Source organism: Streptomyces sp. NPDC102278 (genome assembly GCF_044766345.1).
In the GTDB taxonomy this organism is placed as follows: domain Bacteria; phylum Actinomycetota; class Actinomycetes; order Streptomycetales; family Streptomycetaceae; genus Streptomyces.
The window spans coordinates 43,800-60,672 of sequence record NZ_JBIWLV010000010.1; the positions used below are offsets into that span (position 1 = coordinate 43,800).

20 protein-coding genes and 4 pseudogenes are annotated in these 16,873 nt (G+C 68.4%); 7 read left to right on the forward strand and 17 right to left on the reverse strand.

The features are described from left to right. Positions 1-78 precede the first annotated feature (78 nt). Positions 79-378: pseudogene (locus ACIRO3_RS23415) on the reverse strand (response regulator transcription factor); the annotation flags it as partial. Between the two features lie 72 nt (positions 379-450). Between ACIRO3_RS23415 and ACIRO3_RS23420 the strand changes: the two are divergent. Then, positions 451-696, forward strand: coding sequence for a hypothetical protein (locus ACIRO3_RS23420; RefSeq protein ID WP_404139747.1), 246 nt, complete (start codon positions 451-453; stop codon positions 694-696). 499 nt (positions 697-1,195) lie between these two features. On the opposite strand, the gene ACIRO3_RS23425 is transcribed toward ACIRO3_RS23420, so the two are convergent. The 5 genes and pseudogenes from ACIRO3_RS23425 to ACIRO3_RS23445 form a co-directional block, all read right to left on the reverse strand. Then, on the reverse strand, positions 1,196-1,840 hold the full coding sequence (locus ACIRO3_RS23425) for a LysE family translocator (RefSeq protein WP_361772191.1): 645 nt from the start codon (positions 1,838-1,840) through the stop codon (positions 1,196-1,198). Between the two features lie 866 nt (positions 1,841-2,706). Further along, the gene (locus ACIRO3_RS23430; RefSeq protein ID WP_404139750.1) at positions 2,707-3,690 is read right to left on the reverse strand and encodes a hypothetical protein; all 984 of its coding nucleotides are present in this window, start codon (positions 3,688-3,690) and stop codon (positions 2,707-2,709) included. A gap of 247 nt (positions 3,691-3,937) precedes the next feature. Continuing rightward, positions 3,938-4,198 (reverse strand): annotated as a pseudogene (locus ACIRO3_RS23435) (hypothetical protein); the annotation flags it as partial. A gap of 324 nt (positions 4,199-4,522) precedes the next feature. Beyond that, positions 4,523-4,750, reverse strand: a complete 228-nt coding sequence (locus ACIRO3_RS23440) for a hypothetical protein (RefSeq protein ID WP_404139753.1) — start codon at positions 4,748-4,750, stop codon at positions 4,523-4,525. Between the two features lie 420 nt (positions 4,751-5,170). Continuing rightward, a pseudogene (locus tag ACIRO3_RS23445) lies at positions 5,171-5,399 on the reverse strand (isocitrate lyase/phosphoenolpyruvate mutase family protein); the annotation flags it as partial. 475 nt (positions 5,400-5,874) lie between these two features. On the opposite strand from ACIRO3_RS23445, the gene ACIRO3_RS23450 reads away from it, so the two are divergent. Continuing rightward, positions 5,875-6,669, forward strand: a complete 795-nt coding sequence (locus tag ACIRO3_RS23450; protein ID WP_404140279.1) for a class I SAM-dependent methyltransferase — start codon at positions 5,875-5,877, stop codon at positions 6,667-6,669. An 8-nt stretch (positions 6,670-6,677) separates the two neighbouring features. Continuing rightward, positions 6,678-6,900 (forward strand): annotated as a pseudogene (locus ACIRO3_RS23455) (MFS transporter); the annotation flags it as partial. Between the two features lie 574 nt (positions 6,901-7,474). Here ACIRO3_RS23455 and ACIRO3_RS23460 read toward each other — a convergent pair. From ACIRO3_RS23460 to ACIRO3_RS23470, 3 genes are all read right to left on the reverse strand, one after another. Continuing rightward, positions 7,475-8,158: a hypothetical protein gene (locus ACIRO3_RS23460; RefSeq protein WP_404139756.1), complete on the reverse strand. Its 684-nt coding sequence runs from the start codon at positions 8,156-8,158 to the stop codon at positions 7,475-7,477. A gap of 509 nt (positions 8,159-8,667) precedes the next feature. After that, positions 8,668-9,039 carry an STAS domain-containing protein gene (locus ACIRO3_RS23465; protein WP_404139759.1) on the reverse strand — a complete coding sequence of 124 codons (372 nt, stop codon included), beginning with the start codon at positions 9,037-9,039 and terminating at the stop codon, positions 8,668-8,670. Continuing rightward, a complete protein-coding gene (locus ACIRO3_RS23470) occupies positions 9,036-10,469 on the reverse strand; it encodes a PP2C family protein-serine/threonine phosphatase (RefSeq protein WP_404139762.1) in 1,434 nt (477 codons plus the stop codon). The genes ACIRO3_RS23465 and ACIRO3_RS23470 overlap by 4 nt, the downstream gene beginning before the upstream one ends. A gap of 498 nt (positions 10,470-10,967) precedes the next feature. Between ACIRO3_RS23470 and ACIRO3_RS23475 the strand changes: the two genes are divergently transcribed. Next, positions 10,968-11,207, forward strand: a complete 240-nt coding sequence (locus ACIRO3_RS23475) for a hypothetical protein (RefSeq protein WP_404139764.1) — start codon at positions 10,968-10,970, stop codon at positions 11,205-11,207. 186 nt (positions 11,208-11,393) lie between these two features. Next, entirely contained in the window at positions 11,394-11,828 is a 435-nt protein-coding gene (locus tag ACIRO3_RS23480) for a hypothetical protein (RefSeq protein WP_404139767.1), read from the forward strand. On the opposite strand, the gene ACIRO3_RS23485 is transcribed toward ACIRO3_RS23480, so the two are convergent. Further along, the gene (locus tag ACIRO3_RS23485) at positions 11,812-12,297 is read right to left on the reverse strand and encodes a hypothetical protein (protein ID WP_404139768.1); all 486 of its coding nucleotides are present in this window, start codon (positions 12,295-12,297) and stop codon (positions 11,812-11,814) included. The genes ACIRO3_RS23480 and ACIRO3_RS23485 overlap by 17 nt on opposite strands. A 5-nt stretch (positions 12,298-12,302) precedes the next feature. Next, positions 12,303-12,731 carry a hypothetical protein gene (locus tag ACIRO3_RS23490; RefSeq protein WP_404139771.1) on the reverse strand — a complete coding sequence of 143 codons (429 nt, stop codon included), beginning with the start codon at positions 12,729-12,731 and terminating at the stop codon, positions 12,303-12,305. 68 nt (positions 12,732-12,799) lie between these two features. Between ACIRO3_RS23490 and ACIRO3_RS23495 the strand changes: the two genes are divergently transcribed. Next, positions 12,800-12,925, forward strand: coding sequence for a hypothetical protein (locus ACIRO3_RS23495; RefSeq protein WP_404139774.1), 126 nt, complete (start codon positions 12,800-12,802; stop codon positions 12,923-12,925). A 98-nt stretch (positions 12,926-13,023) separates the two neighbouring features. Here ACIRO3_RS23495 and ACIRO3_RS23500 read toward each other — a convergent pair whose 3' ends face one another. The 3 genes from ACIRO3_RS23500 to ACIRO3_RS23510 form a co-directional block, all read right to left on the reverse strand. After that, entirely contained in the window at positions 13,024-13,314 is a 291-nt protein-coding gene (locus ACIRO3_RS23500) for a hypothetical protein (protein ID WP_404139776.1), read from the reverse strand. A 66-nt stretch (positions 13,315-13,380) separates the two neighbouring features. Continuing rightward, positions 13,381-13,641 carry a hypothetical protein gene (locus ACIRO3_RS23505; RefSeq protein WP_404139779.1) on the reverse strand — a complete coding sequence of 87 codons (261 nt, stop codon included), beginning with the start codon at positions 13,639-13,641 and terminating at the stop codon, positions 13,381-13,383. Further along, positions 13,578-14,231 (reverse strand): hypothetical protein, encoded by a 654-nt coding sequence (locus tag ACIRO3_RS23510; RefSeq protein ID WP_404139782.1) that lies wholly within the window; start codon positions 14,229-14,231, stop codon positions 13,578-13,580. Before ACIRO3_RS23510 ends, ACIRO3_RS23505 begins: the two co-directional genes overlap by 64 nt. 125 nt (positions 14,232-14,356) lie before the next feature. Here ACIRO3_RS23510 and ACIRO3_RS23515 point away from each other — a divergent pair, with 125 nt between their 5' ends. Then, entirely contained in the window at positions 14,357-14,773 is a 417-nt protein-coding gene (locus tag ACIRO3_RS23515) for a DUF4232 domain-containing protein (protein WP_404139785.1), read from the forward strand. A gap of 52 nt (positions 14,774-14,825) precedes the next feature. On the opposite strand, the gene ACIRO3_RS23520 is transcribed toward ACIRO3_RS23515, so the two are convergent. The 3 genes from ACIRO3_RS23520 to ACIRO3_RS23530 are packed head-to-tail and all read right to left on the reverse strand — an operon-like array spanning position 14,826 to position 16,782. Then, complete coding sequence (locus tag ACIRO3_RS23520; protein WP_404139787.1) at positions 14,826-15,623, reverse strand: immunity 49 family protein; 798 nt, start codon at positions 15,621-15,623, stop codon at positions 14,826-14,828. A 59-nt stretch (positions 15,624-15,682) separates the two neighbouring features. Next, positions 15,683-16,168 carry a hypothetical protein gene (locus tag ACIRO3_RS23525; protein WP_404140311.1) on the reverse strand — a complete coding sequence of 162 codons (486 nt, stop codon included), beginning with the start codon at positions 16,166-16,168 and terminating at the stop codon, positions 15,683-15,685. After that, positions 16,066-16,782, reverse strand: a complete 717-nt coding sequence (locus tag ACIRO3_RS23530; protein ID WP_404140282.1) for a hypothetical protein — start codon at positions 16,780-16,782, stop codon at positions 16,066-16,068. The genes ACIRO3_RS23525 and ACIRO3_RS23530 overlap by 103 nt, the downstream gene beginning before the upstream one ends. Positions 16,783-16,873 lie beyond the last annotated feature (91 nt).

Below are 16,873 nucleotides of genomic sequence, written 5' to 3' on the forward strand. Positions count from 1 at the left end.
CTGAGCCGCCCCCCGCCGGAGGCGGCGGCAGGGCTGCGCGAGGAACGGATCAGGAACCGGGGTCGTTGTCAGACGCGCTCAGTCGGGGAGCGTGACGAGCCCCGCCTCATAGGCGGTGATCACGAGCTGAACCCGGTCCCGGGCCCCCAGTTTGGTGAGCAGGCGCGACAGGTGCGATTTGGCGGTGGCCACTGTGAGGAAGAGGTCCTCTGCGATCTCGGTGTTCGACCTGCCGCGCCCGACCAGGGTCAGGACTTCCCGTTCCCGGTCGGTGATGCCCTCGACCAGCCGTGGGGAGCGTGCCGGGGCTGTTTCGGGGCGCCCGGCGAAGTCCGCGATCAGACGGCGCGTGACACTTGGGGCGATCAGCGCGTCGCCGATCCTCGGCCCCAACGGAGCCGGCAAGTCGGTCTGGGCCTCGGCGTTCTGCTCCGGCACGCCGCCGGGACCATGCTCACCAGCGTCTTCACTCTGCTGATGCTGCCCACCATGTTCTCGGAGAGCAACCGCTGGTCGGCGGACGTCAGACACACGATGGTGTCGGCCGCCTGGGCTCGTCTGGCCCAAACCTGGGAGCCGGACCCCGGATCTCTGGGCTACACGGCCACGCTCTCCGGCTCCTGGACCGTGTACGCCCTCTGGCCGCTGGTCGCGGTCGGTCTCGCGGTGGTCGTCGTACGCCAACGCGACGTGTGAACGTGTCTGCGCAACGCGGGTTCACTCCCCGGAGACACAGGAGCAAGCCCCTCGAAGCTTCTCGCAGCCCTTGAACATCATCGCCGAGGAACTTGACAACCGCCCCCGCGAGATCCTTGGTTACCGATCACCGGCCGAGGGCGCCGTTGGGCAGGTACTGCCTCAGGGGTCGGTTCGTGTTTTTCGTTGATCCCGCGCTTCCAGGGGCTGCGGGGCTTGCAGAAACAGACGAAAAACACCCGTGGCCGCGGTGAGATCTCGGTGCTCGGCCATCGCCCGGCCTCGGTCCCAGCTCAGGGAACGTCGCAGCTGCTTCGGGATGCCGAGGATCGAGCGTGGGGGGTGCGGCGGCCGGCGCGCAGGGTGGAGGCTGGTGGGTCAGGCTTCGAATCTCTCCCACGGCCCTCTCTGCGGCCGATGACAGGGCTCTCACGACCTTCTGTCCGATCAAGTCCACGCCGGCAGCCCCAGCCTGGCGTCACGGTGACCGCTGCCGGTTTCAGGCGGAGACGGGGGTACGGGAGAGCGCGGTGCGCAGCGCGAACGCGCCGAGGAGGCCGCCGGCGGTGAGTCGCTGGGCAGTCATGGCACGTGGCCGGGCGGTGAGAAACCCGGAGACGCGTGCCGCGCCCAGCATGATCAGAGCGTTCACGGAGACCCCCACGACAATCTGCACCCCGCCGAGCTGGAGCAGTTGCCCCCAGGCGGGTCCTGCCTGTGGGTCCAGGAACTGCGGCAGGAGAGCGGCATACATCAGAGCGATCTTGGGGTTGAGCAGGTTCGTCAGCAGGCCCATCGAGAACAGGCGGGCGTCGGACACAGGGGCCAGGTCCGGGTCCGGATCGAAGGGCGAGCGACCACCGGGCTTGAGCATGCCCCATGCGAGGTAGGCCAGGTAGGCGGCACCGGCAAGCTTGACCACCAGGAAGGCCAGCGGCACGGCGGCGAACAACGCCGACAGGCCCGCGGCTGCGGCCAGCAGGTAGCACACGAATCCCACAGCGGTCCCACTGAGGCTCACCAGGCCCGCCCTGCGCCCTTGGGTGATCGCGCGGGAGGCGAGGTGGATCATGTTGGGTCCCGGGGTCAGGGCCATGCCCAGTTCGATCATGGCCACTCCCACGATGGCGGGCAAAGTGATCACCGGTCAGCCTCCTGATCATTGGTCGGGCTCCGGACGCGAAACCGAGCGCCGACACGCCAGGAACGGCTCCGGCGGCCCAGCATCGACGCTTGTCCAGCGTCAGGAGAATACGGCCTCCCTGCTCGCCGCCTTCACGCACCCCGACGATGCACTCGGCCCACCGACGTCAGCTCCAACTCCAGCCCCAACTGTGCGTGCCTACCGTGGCCGCGGATGAACCGTCCTGAGTTCTCCTACCTCTCAGAAGCTTTCCTGACCGGCAGCTTCGGTCACCCCCGGCAGGGGATCAGCTCAGCGCCACGGAGGGGGTCCCTGACGGGTCCTGGGACGCCCTCAGGACCAGCGCTACTGATCTCACACTGCCCGCACCTCTCGGTCACCGGGCAGGTCGAAGAGCGCCTCGTGTCCCCTTGCCCGAAGCCACTGAACGGCTGCCGGCTCCCTCGAACCCGCAGCCGTTCCGCCCGGTCCCTCTCGGAGAAACGCCGGCTCGTCCACGCCCCCATGGCCTCCACCCCGCTCAGCAGCCGCCCACCGAGTTCATGGAACGACGCCGTGATCCGAACAAGAGCATCCGCCCAGCGATCCACCAGGCTTCGCCCAATCGCAGGCAGTCAGACGGGCTCTGCCGCGTCGCGCCGCCCGACTCCCGACTTCCGACTCCTGGCTCCTGGCTCCTGGCTCCTGGCTCCTGGGGGGCGGCTACCGGCGTCCTGACCCCCAACGGCCCCGCGGTTGCTCTGAGGGCGTTGAAGACTCCGTTGCGAAGTTCCCATAGGTCATGTAGCGATCACATCGCGAAATTGTGCCCCTCTGGGAGCGATCGGTCACTCACACGCGTCTGAGTCGCCGCACTCGTGCACGTGTCATGCCGGGGGCTTTTGCAGCCAGTCCGCTTCGGTGGTCCAGAACATGTGGCGCGCACCGAGGTAGTCGTGGGCGAAGTCCGTGAACCGTTCGCGGGTGTACGGCTTACCGGTCTTGGGGTCCTTGGCGTTGATGTCGGGTTCCTGGACTGCCATCGCGACGAGGGGCAGGGCATCCTTGTATGCGTGGAGGAACTTGTAGGAGTTCTCCATCTGGTACTCCCGGTCCGGCAGGGTGTCCGGTCCTCCGATGCCGATCTTCTTGGCCTTGGCGAGGTCGAACATCTCCTTCATGCGCTGATGGTCGTCGTCATCCGGCAGGAAGTTGATGTACTGGATGAACTGCGTTTTGGTGAAGACCTTTTTGCCGTGACGCATGTTGTCGATCTCGGCATCGATGTACGACTTCGAGGTGTACTTGGTCTGATCCTTCTTGGTGTCCACCTCAACCGCGGTCTCCGGAAGGTTCACCCCGGCGAGCTTGCCGTCGAACTTCTCCGCCATTGCCGTCAGCATGGCCTGGAAGTCTGCTCGCACCTCTTTGTTCCACTGCGCGGCCATGGCCCCATGCGTGGTGGGGTTGTCAGGGTTCTCATCAACCGTCGGCGCGACCCCGCCCTCGTCCTTCACATATTGGGGAACGTTCGCGTCCTTCACGGCTACATCGAAGAACCGATCCTGAACCTGGACGAACAGCTTCTTGTGACGTTCCTGGAGATACTTCAGGGCATTGTCCAGCCGCGACCACTCGTACTCTCCTTTATTCCCTTCAAGGGCTTTCCAGGGCGCCACCACCTGTACGCCGCCGATGTCCGTACGGTCAATCATGGCCTTGACCCTCGGGTCCTCGCCGGACGTGGCATCCTCGAATGCGCCGAGCGACATGTACAGATTGTCCGTCACCTTGCCATGGGACACCGAGGCGGCGGCTTTGTCGGGGGCGGGAACCGCGGCCGCCACCCCGACGATGGCCGTCAAAGCCACGGCCGTAAGGACAGCAGATCCCACTGCACCACGTTGCATCATCATGAACGAGACGCTAGGGGAATTTTCTAAGTGAAAGATAAGAGCGTCCGTCGCGGCGATGCGGTGCCATCCATGAGGGAATCAACCACGAACTTGTGCAGCGCCAGTTCGCCGAGCTCACCGGCTGATTGGCCAGGTCTTGGAGCATGGGGCGGCCAGTTGGTTGGCCACCGCCTCGAGACGAGTGTGCGCGGCTGGTCGCCGGTCAGCGGCCGTCGGTGGACAGGATGAGGAGGAACTGGCCGCCGCCGACCTCGATGTCGGCGGCCACCGGCAGCCCCGGTACCAGCCGGGAGAAGCGGTCCACCAGCCAGTCCGCCGCCTCTTGGGCGTCCTTCCTGGTCGGGCAACGGCCCACCATCTCGCGGCCGCCCTTGCGCTCCAGCCTCTCGGCAACGGTGATCAGCGGAGCGGGTTCGACCACGTACAGGCGCTCCGGCCAGGCGATGACCACCTTGACATCGCCGACCTCCTCATGGACCACCACACCCCGCAGCGCAGGCCTTGGCCGACGGGGTGAACGACATCCGACTCGGCGCGGTGCTGCGCGCGCACTCGCCCCGAGAAGGTGCCGAGACCGTCGGCGAAGCCGGAGGCTCGGCCGGCAGACCATCCGCAGCTCTCGCCGCAGCGAGGTCCGTCTTGGGCATAGCGAGTTTGGAGAGGACCGGCTTAGTGTCCGACGCGGGCTCACTGGCCGCCGACGTACAGCCAGAAGGGCAACCAGATCCCATCTGTGGGCTTCGACTACGACGACACGGAGTAGGAGTCGCGGACTGCGGTCCGCCGGTCAGGCGACCTCCTGATGCTCGGGCGCCTTGCGCGTCTTCACACCCCCAACGATGAGCGCCAGCCCCACGGCGACGACACCGAGGTACGCGGTGGACGAAAGGTCGACGGCCTTGTGCATCCAGCCCCACTCCGTACCGAAGAGGGTCTGCGAAGCGAAGCTGACGAGCCCCTGGGCTCCTATGACGTAGCCGATGCTTTCGACGGTGTATCCGATGGCTGTTCGCACGGATCAACCCTCTCGCGGCAGTGCCGCCAGATCATCCTCCACAGGACCGAGAACACGGTAGGCCAAAGGATGCAGTCGCTTGTCGAAAGCACCGGACAGCATCCCGCCACAGCAGAGGAGCGGCCGGCACCAGACGGCTCGAAGATCACGCCCTACGCCCAGGGCACGGGGTCGTCGACCCCAGTCACCCGTCATCGGGCAATAGATAGCGGGCAGTTGGCAGGCCCGGAGCGTCTGACCGGTCACCTGTGCCCCAGGCCTTATGCGAAGGCCGGCGAGGGTAGAAGGAGTCGCCCTTCTTCCTGGGCGTACCCAGGCTCTCCCAGCTCACCGCCCGCACAGGCCGAGCTACCGAGTGGCCGGCATTGGAGCTCGGGTGCGCCCTTCTCCAAGAGCCGCACCCGTCGCTCGATCAACTCTTCAGGCCGCCCACGGTCCGAGCATGTCCTTCGTCGCATCCGTCTTTGCGAACTGGAGCAGCGGGCCGTAGATGATGCGGCCGACGCCCAGGCGGAAAGCGCTCGGGACCCGGCTTGACCGGATGGGCGGTGGCGTTCACGGGAATTGCGACGGCGCCGCCGGCTGCTACGCGGAGGTCGTCGTCGTCCTGAAGACGCACCGGATAGCCGCTGTCGACGCCGGCCTGCTCCGGCCATGATCCGTCGGCGCTCCCCGCCCCGAGACCGGCCACGAGGGTTACCTCGAACCCGACGGAATCGCCGGGGCCGTAGTGGCCGCGCGGGCTGTCCCCGACCGACAGCATCGGCGTCGCCACGAACTGGCCGGCACCCGATACGCTCCCCCACACGGTGCCGTCACCCCTCGTCGGGGTCAGAGGCCGGCAGGTTGAGGTGCGAACGGGCTGCGTAGGATCCGCAGGCCGGCGCCCGGGTCGCGGTGATCCTGATATCGCAGGTGCGCGGTGGCGCGGTGCCAGTCCAGGTTTCCGACGAGCCGGCTCTGGAGGGTATCGACTTCTCTGGTGAGCAAGGTGGGGTCGGTGTCGGCGAGGTCGGCTCCGAGGCACGCGGTGGGACGGCGCGGCGGGGGTGGGGCTTTCTGGAGGCGACGTTACTGTTGCCGCTGTGACGGGAAGCGATGCCGACCGGCGGTGGTCCGAGTCCATGCCGGCGGCCTACGAGCAGTACCTGGTGCCGGTGCTCTTCCGGCCCTTCGCCGAGGACCTGGCCACCCGAGCCGCGACACTCCGTCCTCGGCGTATCCTCGAACTGGCTGCGGGTACCGGCGCTTTGACGTCGCTCCTGCTCGCGGCGGCACCGTCGGGCGAAGTGACGGCCACCGACCTGAACGAGGCCATGGTCGTCTTCGGGTCGACCCGGGCCCCCGGCGCAACGTGGCGGCAGGCCGACGCGCAGGGGTTGCCGTTCCCGGACGGAGCCTTCGACCTGGTGGTCTGCCAATTCGGCGTGATGTTCTTCCCTGACCGGGTCGCGGCCTTCACCGAGGCTCGTCGGGTGCTGGCCCGGGGCGGCCGGTTCCTGTTCAACACCTGGGGCCCGCTCGAGACACACGCCTTCGGCGCCGCGGTACAGGCGGGGCTGGAACGGGCCTTCCCGGCCGACCCGCCACAGTTCCTCCCCACGGTCCCTCACGGCTACTGCGACCCCGCCGTTGTGGTCGCAGACCTGGCGGCCGCGGGCTTCGCCGTCGAGGACGAGCAGGAGCTGACGTTGGAGGGCCGGGCCACGTCGACCGCCGACCTCGCCACCGGATTCCTTACCGGGACCCCGGTGCGCGCCGCCGTCGAGGAGCGGGGAGACGGGCCGGCCGTCCGGGCCACCATCATCGAAGAGATGACGGCCCGTCTGGGCGACGGGCCGGTTGCCGCCCCGATGACGGCGTACGTCTTCCGCGCCATGGACTCAACACTCGACACGCCCGCGCCGAAGAGGGCGTGAGCCGGCTCGCCTTCGAACCGGCGCTGGACCCGGTGGGCGCGATCTGTGTGCTGTCTCTCGCGGCCGGGCCGGCCACGGCGAGGCAGCATCTTCACCCTGCTGTCTCGGGTGCCACAGCAACCACAGGTGGGCAGTGTCACCTGCATCGTGGGCGCGGTGGGCGGCCTGGACAGCTTCGTGCCGCCGCTGGTCCTGGGCGCGGTGTGCAGCGTCCAGGACTTCTACTCGATGGTCACCAGGCCGATCGGCCGGTGATCGGTGATCGGTGATCGGTGATCGGTGATCGGTGACGCATACGACGGTCCAGGTGCCGGGCGTCTTCGGGTAGCTGCTCTGCCGGGCGGCGACGCGTTCCTGCGTGACCGGGCCGCCGAGGTGCGCGCGGACACGGTCGTCGGGTCAACCCCAGAGAACGGATCTGTCGCTATTTTGGGGGTAGTTGGGCAACTCTCCAGTGTGATGGGTGGCGTTCAGGTCGGGGATCTTCTCCGCCGGGTGTCGCGGTGAAGGTCGATCAGCTGGTTCTGACGGATGTGGAGGTCCGGGTCGCCGTGCCGTCAGGGGCCGTGTCGGCGGCTTGTCCGGGATGCGGGCGGGCGGAGATCTTCGAGAGTGCACTGCTACTGGCGTCCGGCACAGACCCTACGCCCGGGTCCTCAGACGGGCGGAGGGCCGCCACCGTCGCGCGACAATCCAACAATCCCCGGCCGATGGCCAACGGGTGAGCCTCCCATACCGGGGGCTCCTACCGGGGGCTCCCCACCCTCACGTGACCGGGCCGTCAGCCGCTCCGACCGACTGTTCGTCAGGCGTCGACGTAGTTGGTCAGGATGCAGCCCTTGACGATGGCCGGCTGGGTGGTGGACTGCGGCGTAGCCGCGTAGTGGGGCGCGCAGTTCAAGCCGAGTGTGCCGAGGGACAGCATCTCTCTCTCGTCGCTGTCGGTCGCGAAGATCCGGGCGGCGAAGTTCTGGCCGATGAACCAGCGGGTTCGCGTGTCGCCCTCGCCCGCGGCGAGCTTCGCTGCCTGGCGTGCCTTGAAGGCGGCTTCGAAGCGGGCCATGTCGCTGACGACGAGCAGTTCGTGACCGTTGGCGCTGGCGTCTCTCCCGTCGCAGGTGACCCGTTCCTTGATGCCCCACTCGGCGTTCGTCTTCGCCATGTCGGCAGCGGCGTCCTCGGAGGCGGCGTCGACGTCGCTGAAGGTCGTGTCCTTGGGGTTCGTGGAGGCGGACGTGCAGGTCGTGACGTTGCTGATCAGCCGTATCAGCTCGTCCGTACCGGCCACCTTGGCGAGCTGGGCTTCCGCCCCGCCGCTCGCGCCCGCAGTGCCGTCACCATCCGAGCCACCTCCCGCTTGCCCCCCGTTCTTGGCGGCGGGTACCGGGCCGCTCTGGCCCCCGGACGATCCCGCGTCGTCGGCGCAGGACGAGGCGCCCATGAGGGCAAGGAGAGCGGCGGCGGCCGCGACGGCCTGTTTGGTACGCATGAGGGACCCTTACCTGAGGTCGGGAATTGAGACCACCGGAACCTAGCCGAAGTGATCAACGGACGGCAAAAGACCACGACATGCCTTGCGGGCGGGCCCGGCGGTCGCACGGCGTGAGTGGTCCAGCGCCACGTGGCGCACCTGGACGAAGCCGCACACATCGCCCCAGATGCGCAGTCGGTCGACTGGGGTCCACCGCATGCACACACATCGACCCGCCGACCCCATCGCCCCGGGCAGGAGCAGGAGTTGGAGAAGGTCACCGAACCGTTGCATCGGTGGGAGTCCGCTCGCGGATGCCGGAGCGGAACGGCCCGGTACAGGTGCGCCGCTCCGGCACAGTCCCTAACCTCGTGATCCGAGGAAAGGTCACTCCTCGCGGCGGATCGCGGGCCTATCAGTCGACGCCCAGGGCCTGAGCCTGACGCCGCGACAGGGCCCGGGTGTGTCCCGGAGCCGATCTCAGACGTTGAGCCCGGTGTGACCCCCGGCCCATCTTCCGGGACGGCTTACGCGGTGGCCCTGTCTTGGCTGGGGGTGTGCGCGACGAGGGCGTGGGCGGCGGTGGGGTGGGCGGGCAGCAGAGCGCTGAGGCCGGTGAGGTCCAGCATCCGCCAAAGGCGGTCGGGGACGGCGGCGAGGACCAGGGTGCCGTCGGCGGTCTTGGCGCAGCGGAGGATGCCGATCAGGGCGTTGAGGCCGGAGGAGTCACAGAAGGTGACGGCTGCGAGATCCAGGATCAGGTGACGGTGGCCTTGTTCGATCAGGGCCAGTGCCTGGGCGCGCAGGTGGGGGGCGGTGTCTATGTCGAGGTATCCGGCGACGTGGGCCAGGGCGAGGTCGCCGTCGGTGTGCTGTGCGGTGAGGCGGAAGTCGGTCACGGGCGGCTCTCCGGCGTCTCGCCGGCGGGGGCGATGGTGTGGGCGGTGGCGGTCGCGGTGAGGCCGTCCGCGGCGTCGGCGAGGGGGACGGACAGCGCCAGCAGGGCGACGTCGTCACCGACCCCGTGGGGCATGGCGTCGATGAGGCCGACGGTGTCCCCTACGACCTCCGCCGCGCTGACGGGCCCGGTGCGCGCGGCGAGGAAACGGGTCAGGCCCTCTTCTCCGATCATGTCTCCGCCCAGGGTGCGGGCCTCGGTCAGCCCGTCGGTGTAGAGGAGCAGTCCTTCACCCGGGGCGAGGTGAACGGTGAGGGAGGCGAAGTGTGCGCCGTCGACGGCGCCGATGAGCATGCCTCCCTTGGGCTGCACCGCTTCCACTGCTCCGGAGTGGCGCAGGTGGTAGGTCGGGGGGTGCCCGCCGGTGGCCACCGTGACGATGAACCCTTCCTTCTCGTGCGGCTCGAGGACGCCGAAGACGGCCGTACAGAACCGGCTGCCGATGGCGGGGTCGAGGAGCAGCGCGGTGTTCAGCGAGGTGAGGACGACGTCGGGGTCGGGGGCGATCAGGGCCGCGGCGCGCAGGGTGTAGCGGGTCAAGGAGGTCAGAGCGGCGGCTTCGGGGCCCTTGCCGCACACATCGCCGAGGAAGAACGCCCACCTCTTCCCGTCGAGGGGGAAGACGTCGTAGAAGTCACCGCCCACGTTCTGCGGGGAGGCGGTGGCGTAGTGGCAGGCCAGCTCCAGCCCGGGCACCACCGGAAGCGCCGGCGGCAGCAGAGTGCGTTGAAGGGTGGAGGCGAACGCCTCGATGGCGCTCTTGTCCCGCTCGGCGCGCTGCCGAGCCTCCTCCTGCTCCCGGCGCCGCTCCTGCTCGGCGCGCAGGGCGTTCAAGGCGGCCAGGCGGACCTCCATCTCGTCCAGCACGATCGCGGCCAGGTCCGCGAGGGTGGCGGTGTCGTCCTCGGTGATCAGGCGCGGCCTGGTGTCGAGGATGTTGACGGTGCCCAGCCGGTGCCCGTCGCCGGTGATGATCGGAGCCGCGGCATAGAAACGGACGCCCATCGGCCCGGTGACCAGAGCGTTGGAGCACGCCACGGGGTCGGTGAGCGTGTCCGGGATCACCAGGATCTCATCGGCCAGGACCGCCGAGCCGCACAGGCCCGGCTCGCGGCCGATCTCGCTCACGTCGTCCAGACCGTGGGCGGCCTTGAACCAGATCCGGTCCTCATCCACGATCGTCACGCTCGCCACCGGCACCTTGAACAACCGGGCCGCCATCGCCGCGACACGGTCGAACGCACCGTCCGGCGGGGTATCGAGGATGTCATAGCGGCGCACCGCATCCATCCGAGCCGCCTCTTCCACGGCACTGAGCGCCACCCGCCCCGGCATGCCCGCCGGGCTGGTCGCGTGTCCCGCTTGCGGCATCGTCTACATCTCCTCGCCGCGCCGGCGTCGATGCCGACGACTGCGGCAGCCTAGACCAGCCCCCCGTCGTCAAGAAACCAGAGCTCGAGACGAACGGCTTGAGCTATGGGCTACCGGCATACGAATCCACCGCCTCTGAAGGCGGACGGCCCCCGCGTGTCCCTTGCCGCTCTGGCTGATGGAGGAGAGGCCCAGCAGGAGCGCTCCCTCTAGGCCGGCCGCCCTCCGAAGGCCCCCACCCCGGCGACCGGCTGACCGACCGTGAGGCCGCCGATGTCCTCGGCCTCGCGCACCAGACCGTCCTCGCCTACGCCACCACCGGGTGCCTGCCCCCGGCGAAGAGCTGTACGGGCGGCGCTGGTGGACCCGCCGCGATGTCGACGTCCGCCGCGCGGCAGGCGACCAGCGCAGCACCCCCCGGGAAACCGCCGTCCGCGCCCTGGCCACCGAACTCGCCGGGCCGGACAGCGCGCAGCCCAGCGCACGACGGGCGCGGCCGTGGAGCTCGCGCCGGCCGGTGCGCTCGCCACCCAGTGCTACTACAAGGTCAACGCCAGCGACGGTCTGCTGATCCGCAGCGGTCCCGGCACCAGCTACTCGGTCGTCGGGTCCTACGCCAACGGCTCCACGATCCTCGCGTCGGCGTCCACCACCAACGGTTTCCGCACGGTGGGCACCAACCGCTGGGGCTCCTCGGCGTACACAGTCCGCATCGTCAACCTTCCCTGCGAGTCCTGACAGGGACCCGCGCCGAGGACACCGTTCCCCAGCCCTTCAACGGACCGCCGGCCGCCGGAAATCCCTCCTGCGGCCGGCGGCCCGTCCGCTGCCTCCGACCGGCCTCCGAATTCATCACTGAGCTTCTTCAGCGTTGCAGCTCCAGAGTGAGGATTTCTTCGATGGCTGACCGCGCATCCCTGGACTTTGGCCGCGGCACTCCTGGCGGCGGACGCGGGCGGGGCCTGGGCTTGGCGCCGGCAGAAGGCCACCCGGTGGGAGGAGGTCCGGGCGAGCGGTCTGCGCTACGCGCTCGGACACCTCGAGGGCATCTATCCCCGGACGTTCGAGTTACAAGGAGGACGGATGGGCGCCGGCAAGACCGTCGACATTCCGGACCCGCACGTCCTCAGCGGCCCCGGCGGGCAGGTCCACGATAACGACGTCCTGGTCCTGCTCACCAACGGCCGCGTCACCGCCGACGCCGTCACCTTCGCGAAATCCCAGCGCTTCCACCTTGTCGACCGAACTCTCCTCGCCGAGGACACGGCGGCCGCCTACCGCGCAGTTCGAAGGTCCGACTGTCCGCACCACGCGGGGCAGGGCGGTTCACCGGGCCGTCGGGTCACTGCTGGAGCTTGAGGCGGAAGGCCGGGCAGACATCGGGGTCGCTGTCGTCGTAGACGAACACCCGCTCGGCGTCGATGCCGATGGAGAGCTTGTCGAGGGTGTCTCCCGAGGTGACATCGGACGGATCGTCGAACTGCATCCGGATTAGGGACCTGCCCTTCGGCGGGCGGGCATCCTCCACTTCCCATGTGCCGGAGCCGGTGAAGGCTTTGCCGGGCTGGGATGTGTGGAAGTTGCCGGTGGGCCAGTTCGCAGCCGTGAGGTTACCCCCTCTGTTGGAGCCAGGGGTGGCCGTGAGAGTGAGATGGACGCCCTCGGCTTCATGGGAGCCTTCGTAGGTACCGACGAGCTGAGCGGCGCTCGTCGTCGTCGACGCCTCCGGGACACAACGTTTGAAGGCGTCCGAGCCGCAGGCGGTAAGCGAGCCGACCAGGACGGTCAGGGCTGCCGCTGTGCGGCGGATGCGGTATCGGTGGTGCACAGGGACTACTTTCCGTCTGCCAGGATGCGCTCGGTCCAGGTGATCTTCTGATCGATGGTGGACAGCATGCCCTCCTCGCGGTTCGTCTTCTCCAGCCAGTCGTAATAGCCGATGTAGTGGAGGAGCGATTCGTTGCTCGTCTTGTTGTTCAGGGTGTACTCCACCACCAGCGAGCCGTCAGGATCCTGTCCCCTCACGTTGTAGTCGAGGGAATACGAGCCCACGAAGGCCTCGCCGAGGTGCTCCTCGTCATTGGTGAAGATCGCCGGGAGGTCGGTGGTGACAAGCTTCCTGAGCGCGCCGATCTTCCCGTCCTTGGAGATCGAGTGGCTGACGGTGCCGTCCTGGTTCGCCGCCCCCTTGTCCCTCCAGTCGACGAGGGTGTCGGCCCGGAGCTGGTCCATGCTCACGCTCTTCTTGATGAGCTCCGTCATCCTGTCACCGTCGTGGTACTCGCGGCCTCGTGGGCCGTTGCACGAACGACGGCGGGACCAGGTCGCGGATGGCGGTCACGATCACCGCCGCTCCGACCATGGGCCGGGCGGAGCACAAGAGCCTGCTGCGGGAGACGCTGGTGTACATGGCCCGCGAGTTCGGGTACGTCGACGCGGAGGTGGATCGACTGTAGGCGGATTGCCGCACCCCTCGGGAGATGGGGGCCCAAACCACCGGGTGCGTGGGCCGAGCCCCACAGCCGGACAGCGCGGGAGTTGCGCTGATGCCAGGTCACCCGGCGACGTCCCAGGCCTGTTCCTTGTCGGCAACGGCGAGGCGATCGTGTTCCGACCGGGCGGCTTCGAGTAGACATCGCCAGGACGTGGCCAGAGGGCGCCCGGTACACAGGACCTTGGCTCTGTTCTGGGCCGCGCCGTCCACGAAGAGCTCGTCCGGATCTGCGGTTCGGCACACCGCTCGCTCACCCAGGTCTCCCGATCTTCCCCGTCCACCCCGACGCCGCCCTCCCCCGGGCCGGCGCAGTCCGAAAGCGGTACGGCAAGCACGCGGGGCAGGGGACATCTTCGTATGGCTTCCATCCCTAGGGTAAAGGGGCCTTGACGGTTGCCCCGCGCTTCGTAGCGGGGCTCAGCCGGTGGCCGAGCAGCCGGGCATCGCCGGCAGCGAGGCCTCGCCGCTCACAGCGCTGATGCGCCGCCGGATCGCCGCGAACATCGCGGCCCGGTCTTCCCTGATCGGGTAGTCGAACCGGTCGTAGCGCAGCTGGAGGGTGGCGGTGTGGTCCGGGGACTTCAGGAGAACCAGGCCCAGGCTCTCGCCGGGAGTCAGGTCGCGGTGTCCGCGCAGTTCCAGGGGCAGTCCGTGCTCCGGGCCGGTGAGGGCCTGCACCAGCTCGGCCCGGCGCAGGCCGGTCTCGGAGTCGTGGTCCAGCTCCAGGATCCACCACTCCCCCAGCCGGGCTTGTGACCAGTGACGACCTGCGGGACGGCGACGGTGTGCAGGAGGCCGAGGCGGCGCAGCAGCCCGCTGGGGAGCCAGGCCGCGTCACGCCAGGTGGATTCGTACAGGAGCGGCTGGCGCTCGTCTTCCCACCGGCGTTCGTGGACGGTCCAGGTGTCGCCGGCGAGCCAGCCGGCCTCGCCTCCGTGGTCACGGATTCGTTCGGCGAGAGTGGCTTCGGCCTTGTGCAAGGCGCGTCGGGAGGGGCCGGTGAGATGGGTGCTCGTCGGCTGTCCGAGACGGCGGAGTTCGATGCCGCGCTCACTTCGTGCGGTGATCCGGCACCCGTTGAGTCCGTGGATCTCGTCGTCGCCGGTGCCCACGGAAACGCGGGCGGGCAGGAGGCCGGCCTGCAGGCCGTCGAGACTGGCGTTGCTCCCCAGGTGGAACCGGATGCCCTCCGCGGTGGGCTGCACGTACCGGATGCCGAAGGGGTACTCGCAGAAGTTCCTCTGGGAGCTGAGGACCCAATAGAACACCTGAGACTCGAGGAGGAGTTGCGCAGGGTGGGATGGTGCCGGGATGAGGGGCGCGCTGGGTGGCAGGGCAGCGCTGTGGTCACGAAGGGGCTCCCTCACGGGCGGGCGGCACGGAGGCGCGGGCGTTGACGGCTCCGGGCTCGGTGACCGTCAAGGTCTCCTCCCCGCAGGGCGCGCCCGCCGGCGTCCGCGTGATCACGGTGACCAACAACGTCTCCACCTCGTGCGGCCTGGACTACCACCCCGCCATCGGCTTCAGTGCCAAGGGCGCGGCGCTCGGCATCCAGGCCACCGCCCCCGAGGGCCTGGGCGGCGCGCCCGCGTACCCGGTGCGAGCCGGCGCCACCGCGTACGCCGCCGTGAACCTCAACCCCTCGGGCGGCAACGGCCCCGTCGCCGACGAGATCAACATCCTGGCCGACGGCTCGCACATGCCGAACGCGGACGGCGTCAGCCTCCCGCTCGCCAAGCCGGGCAGCGTCGTCAAGCCGAAGGTGGGCCTGTACCGCACCACCGCAGACGACTCACTCAAGACGCTCTGACGCACTGCGCACTCCGGCCGATGCCGGCCTCGACGCCAACCGATGCCGGGGCTTACGTGTCGAACTCGCCGACCCAGCTCCGGTTCAGGAGCTGGGTCGGGAGGTAGTCGGAGACCACTTCGATGGGAAAGTCGCCGTCGAAGGCGAGGCACGCCATGGCCAGGGGGCCGATCGCCCACAGGCCGGTGACGTCGAAGTCGCGGTCCTCCTGGTTCCAGTACGTCTTGTGTGCTTCGAGCGCCTCGACCAAAGCCTTGTTGAAACCGTCGTGGTCGCGCTTGACGAACCGGTAGAAGAGATTGATCGGCGGATACGAGACCTGCTGGAGCCACTCCCGAGGCGCGATCCGGACCACGTCGGGATGGGACAGCCGAAAGGCCGCGGTCAGCTCCTCCACCATCTCCGCCTGCCGGTGCGTCCAGTACGCCTGGAGCGCCCCGACCCAGTGGTACAGGTACTCGTCGTGCATGGCCCCGGACGCGCGGAGCCTGTCCACCGGAACCGCGCACAACTCGGTCATGCGTTCCTGGTCACGGCAGATGACCGCGAAGAAGAAGGCGTCCAGCCAGTTCGGCGCACTGGCGAACTTCTTGGGGCCCATGGCCGGAAGTCGCCGGATCCCATGGTGAATTCGACACTCGACGGTTCCCTCGGTTGCTGCGGTGATCCGGAACAGCGCGGAACCCACCTGTGCGGCATTGACCACCGCTTCCCAGGTATCGATGGCCCCGCCGACCGGATCCACGGCCGCGCGTGCACCCACGACGATCCGGGCAGAATTCCACAGCGCGTCGATCATTCGCGGTGAATTCTCCAGGGATTCGATCCGCTTGATCACCGAGCTTGTCATTCGCTCCGCATAGCGATCGTCACCAGGTTCGGCGTCTCCGTGGCGCTCAACAGTGACGGTCACTCGATCTCCCTGATGTCGAACTTCTGCTTGGTGTAGCCAGTGTACGTACCGGCATTGCCCTGCCCCTTGACCACAATGTAGTCAAGGCGCCCGTCATCGAGGGCCACAATGAGCTTCTCCGCGAGATCGCCGTCGCTCTCGAACTTTGGGTTCTCGCCCCTGAGTTCCATCTGCTGGATGATGTCGAGAAAATAGGTACGAGAGCCTTGGGAATGGCGGGCGCCATCGACGATTCGCTCACCCAAGGCAGTGTCGACATTGCTCTTCGCCTCTACGACGATGAACTTGTCACCCTGCTGCCACACCTGATCGAATTGATCCCTGCCGCTCTTCGGTCCGTGCAGCTTGAATTCCGTGGCGTTGGGATACGTTTCGGGAATCATGTGGTGGCGCGCGATGCCTTCCCCGTACAGCTCGCTCGCCTTCGTCGCCAGGGCATGGGGACCCCTGTGCGCCGCCGCCGCTTCGTCCAGATCGGCCACCAGATCCAGACGCGCCGATGATCCCTTCCGCCGACATGCGCGTCCTCAACTTGAGCCACCCGCGCTGACCGGGACGGTACCGGGAGCCGGATTCCCTGATCATCAAGCCCTCGACGCCTGCCGCTCCCCACGCCGGGTCCAGCCTGCTGCGGTCCGTCGCGGCATCGGCGGTCTGCCGGGCACAGCGCCCAGGGCGCCCCGAGGCCGAGGGACGCGAAAAGGTTCTCCAGTGCGCTCCTGCGCCGGTGCAGGAGCTGGTCCGTGAGGACGCTGCCGGAGAGCTCGAGCAGCTCGAAGGTGATCAGGTGGGCGGGCTGCTCCCGGGAGGCGCGCTCAGCCCTGGCGCCGCGGAGTCCAGCCCGGTGCTGCAGGGCGGTGAAGTCCAGCCTGCCTTTGTGCCAGACCACCAGCTCGGCGTCGACGACCGCCTCGACGCCGAGCGGGGCCGCCGCCCGGGTAATCCCCGGGAAGGCCGGTCCGAGATCGGCACCACGGGTCTGGAGATACGGCTTGGGGCCGGTGAACACGAGGGCGCGGAACCCGTCCGCCTTCTGCTCGAACAACACCGGCCTTGCCCCGGACGACGGCAGAGCCGTCACGGAGCGGGCCGGCATCGGCTCGACCGGCGGTGAGAAGTGCACTATCCACTCCTACGCCTTCCGCGCCCCACCCGCCCGCCGCGCGGCCCGCGGCTCACCAGGTGCG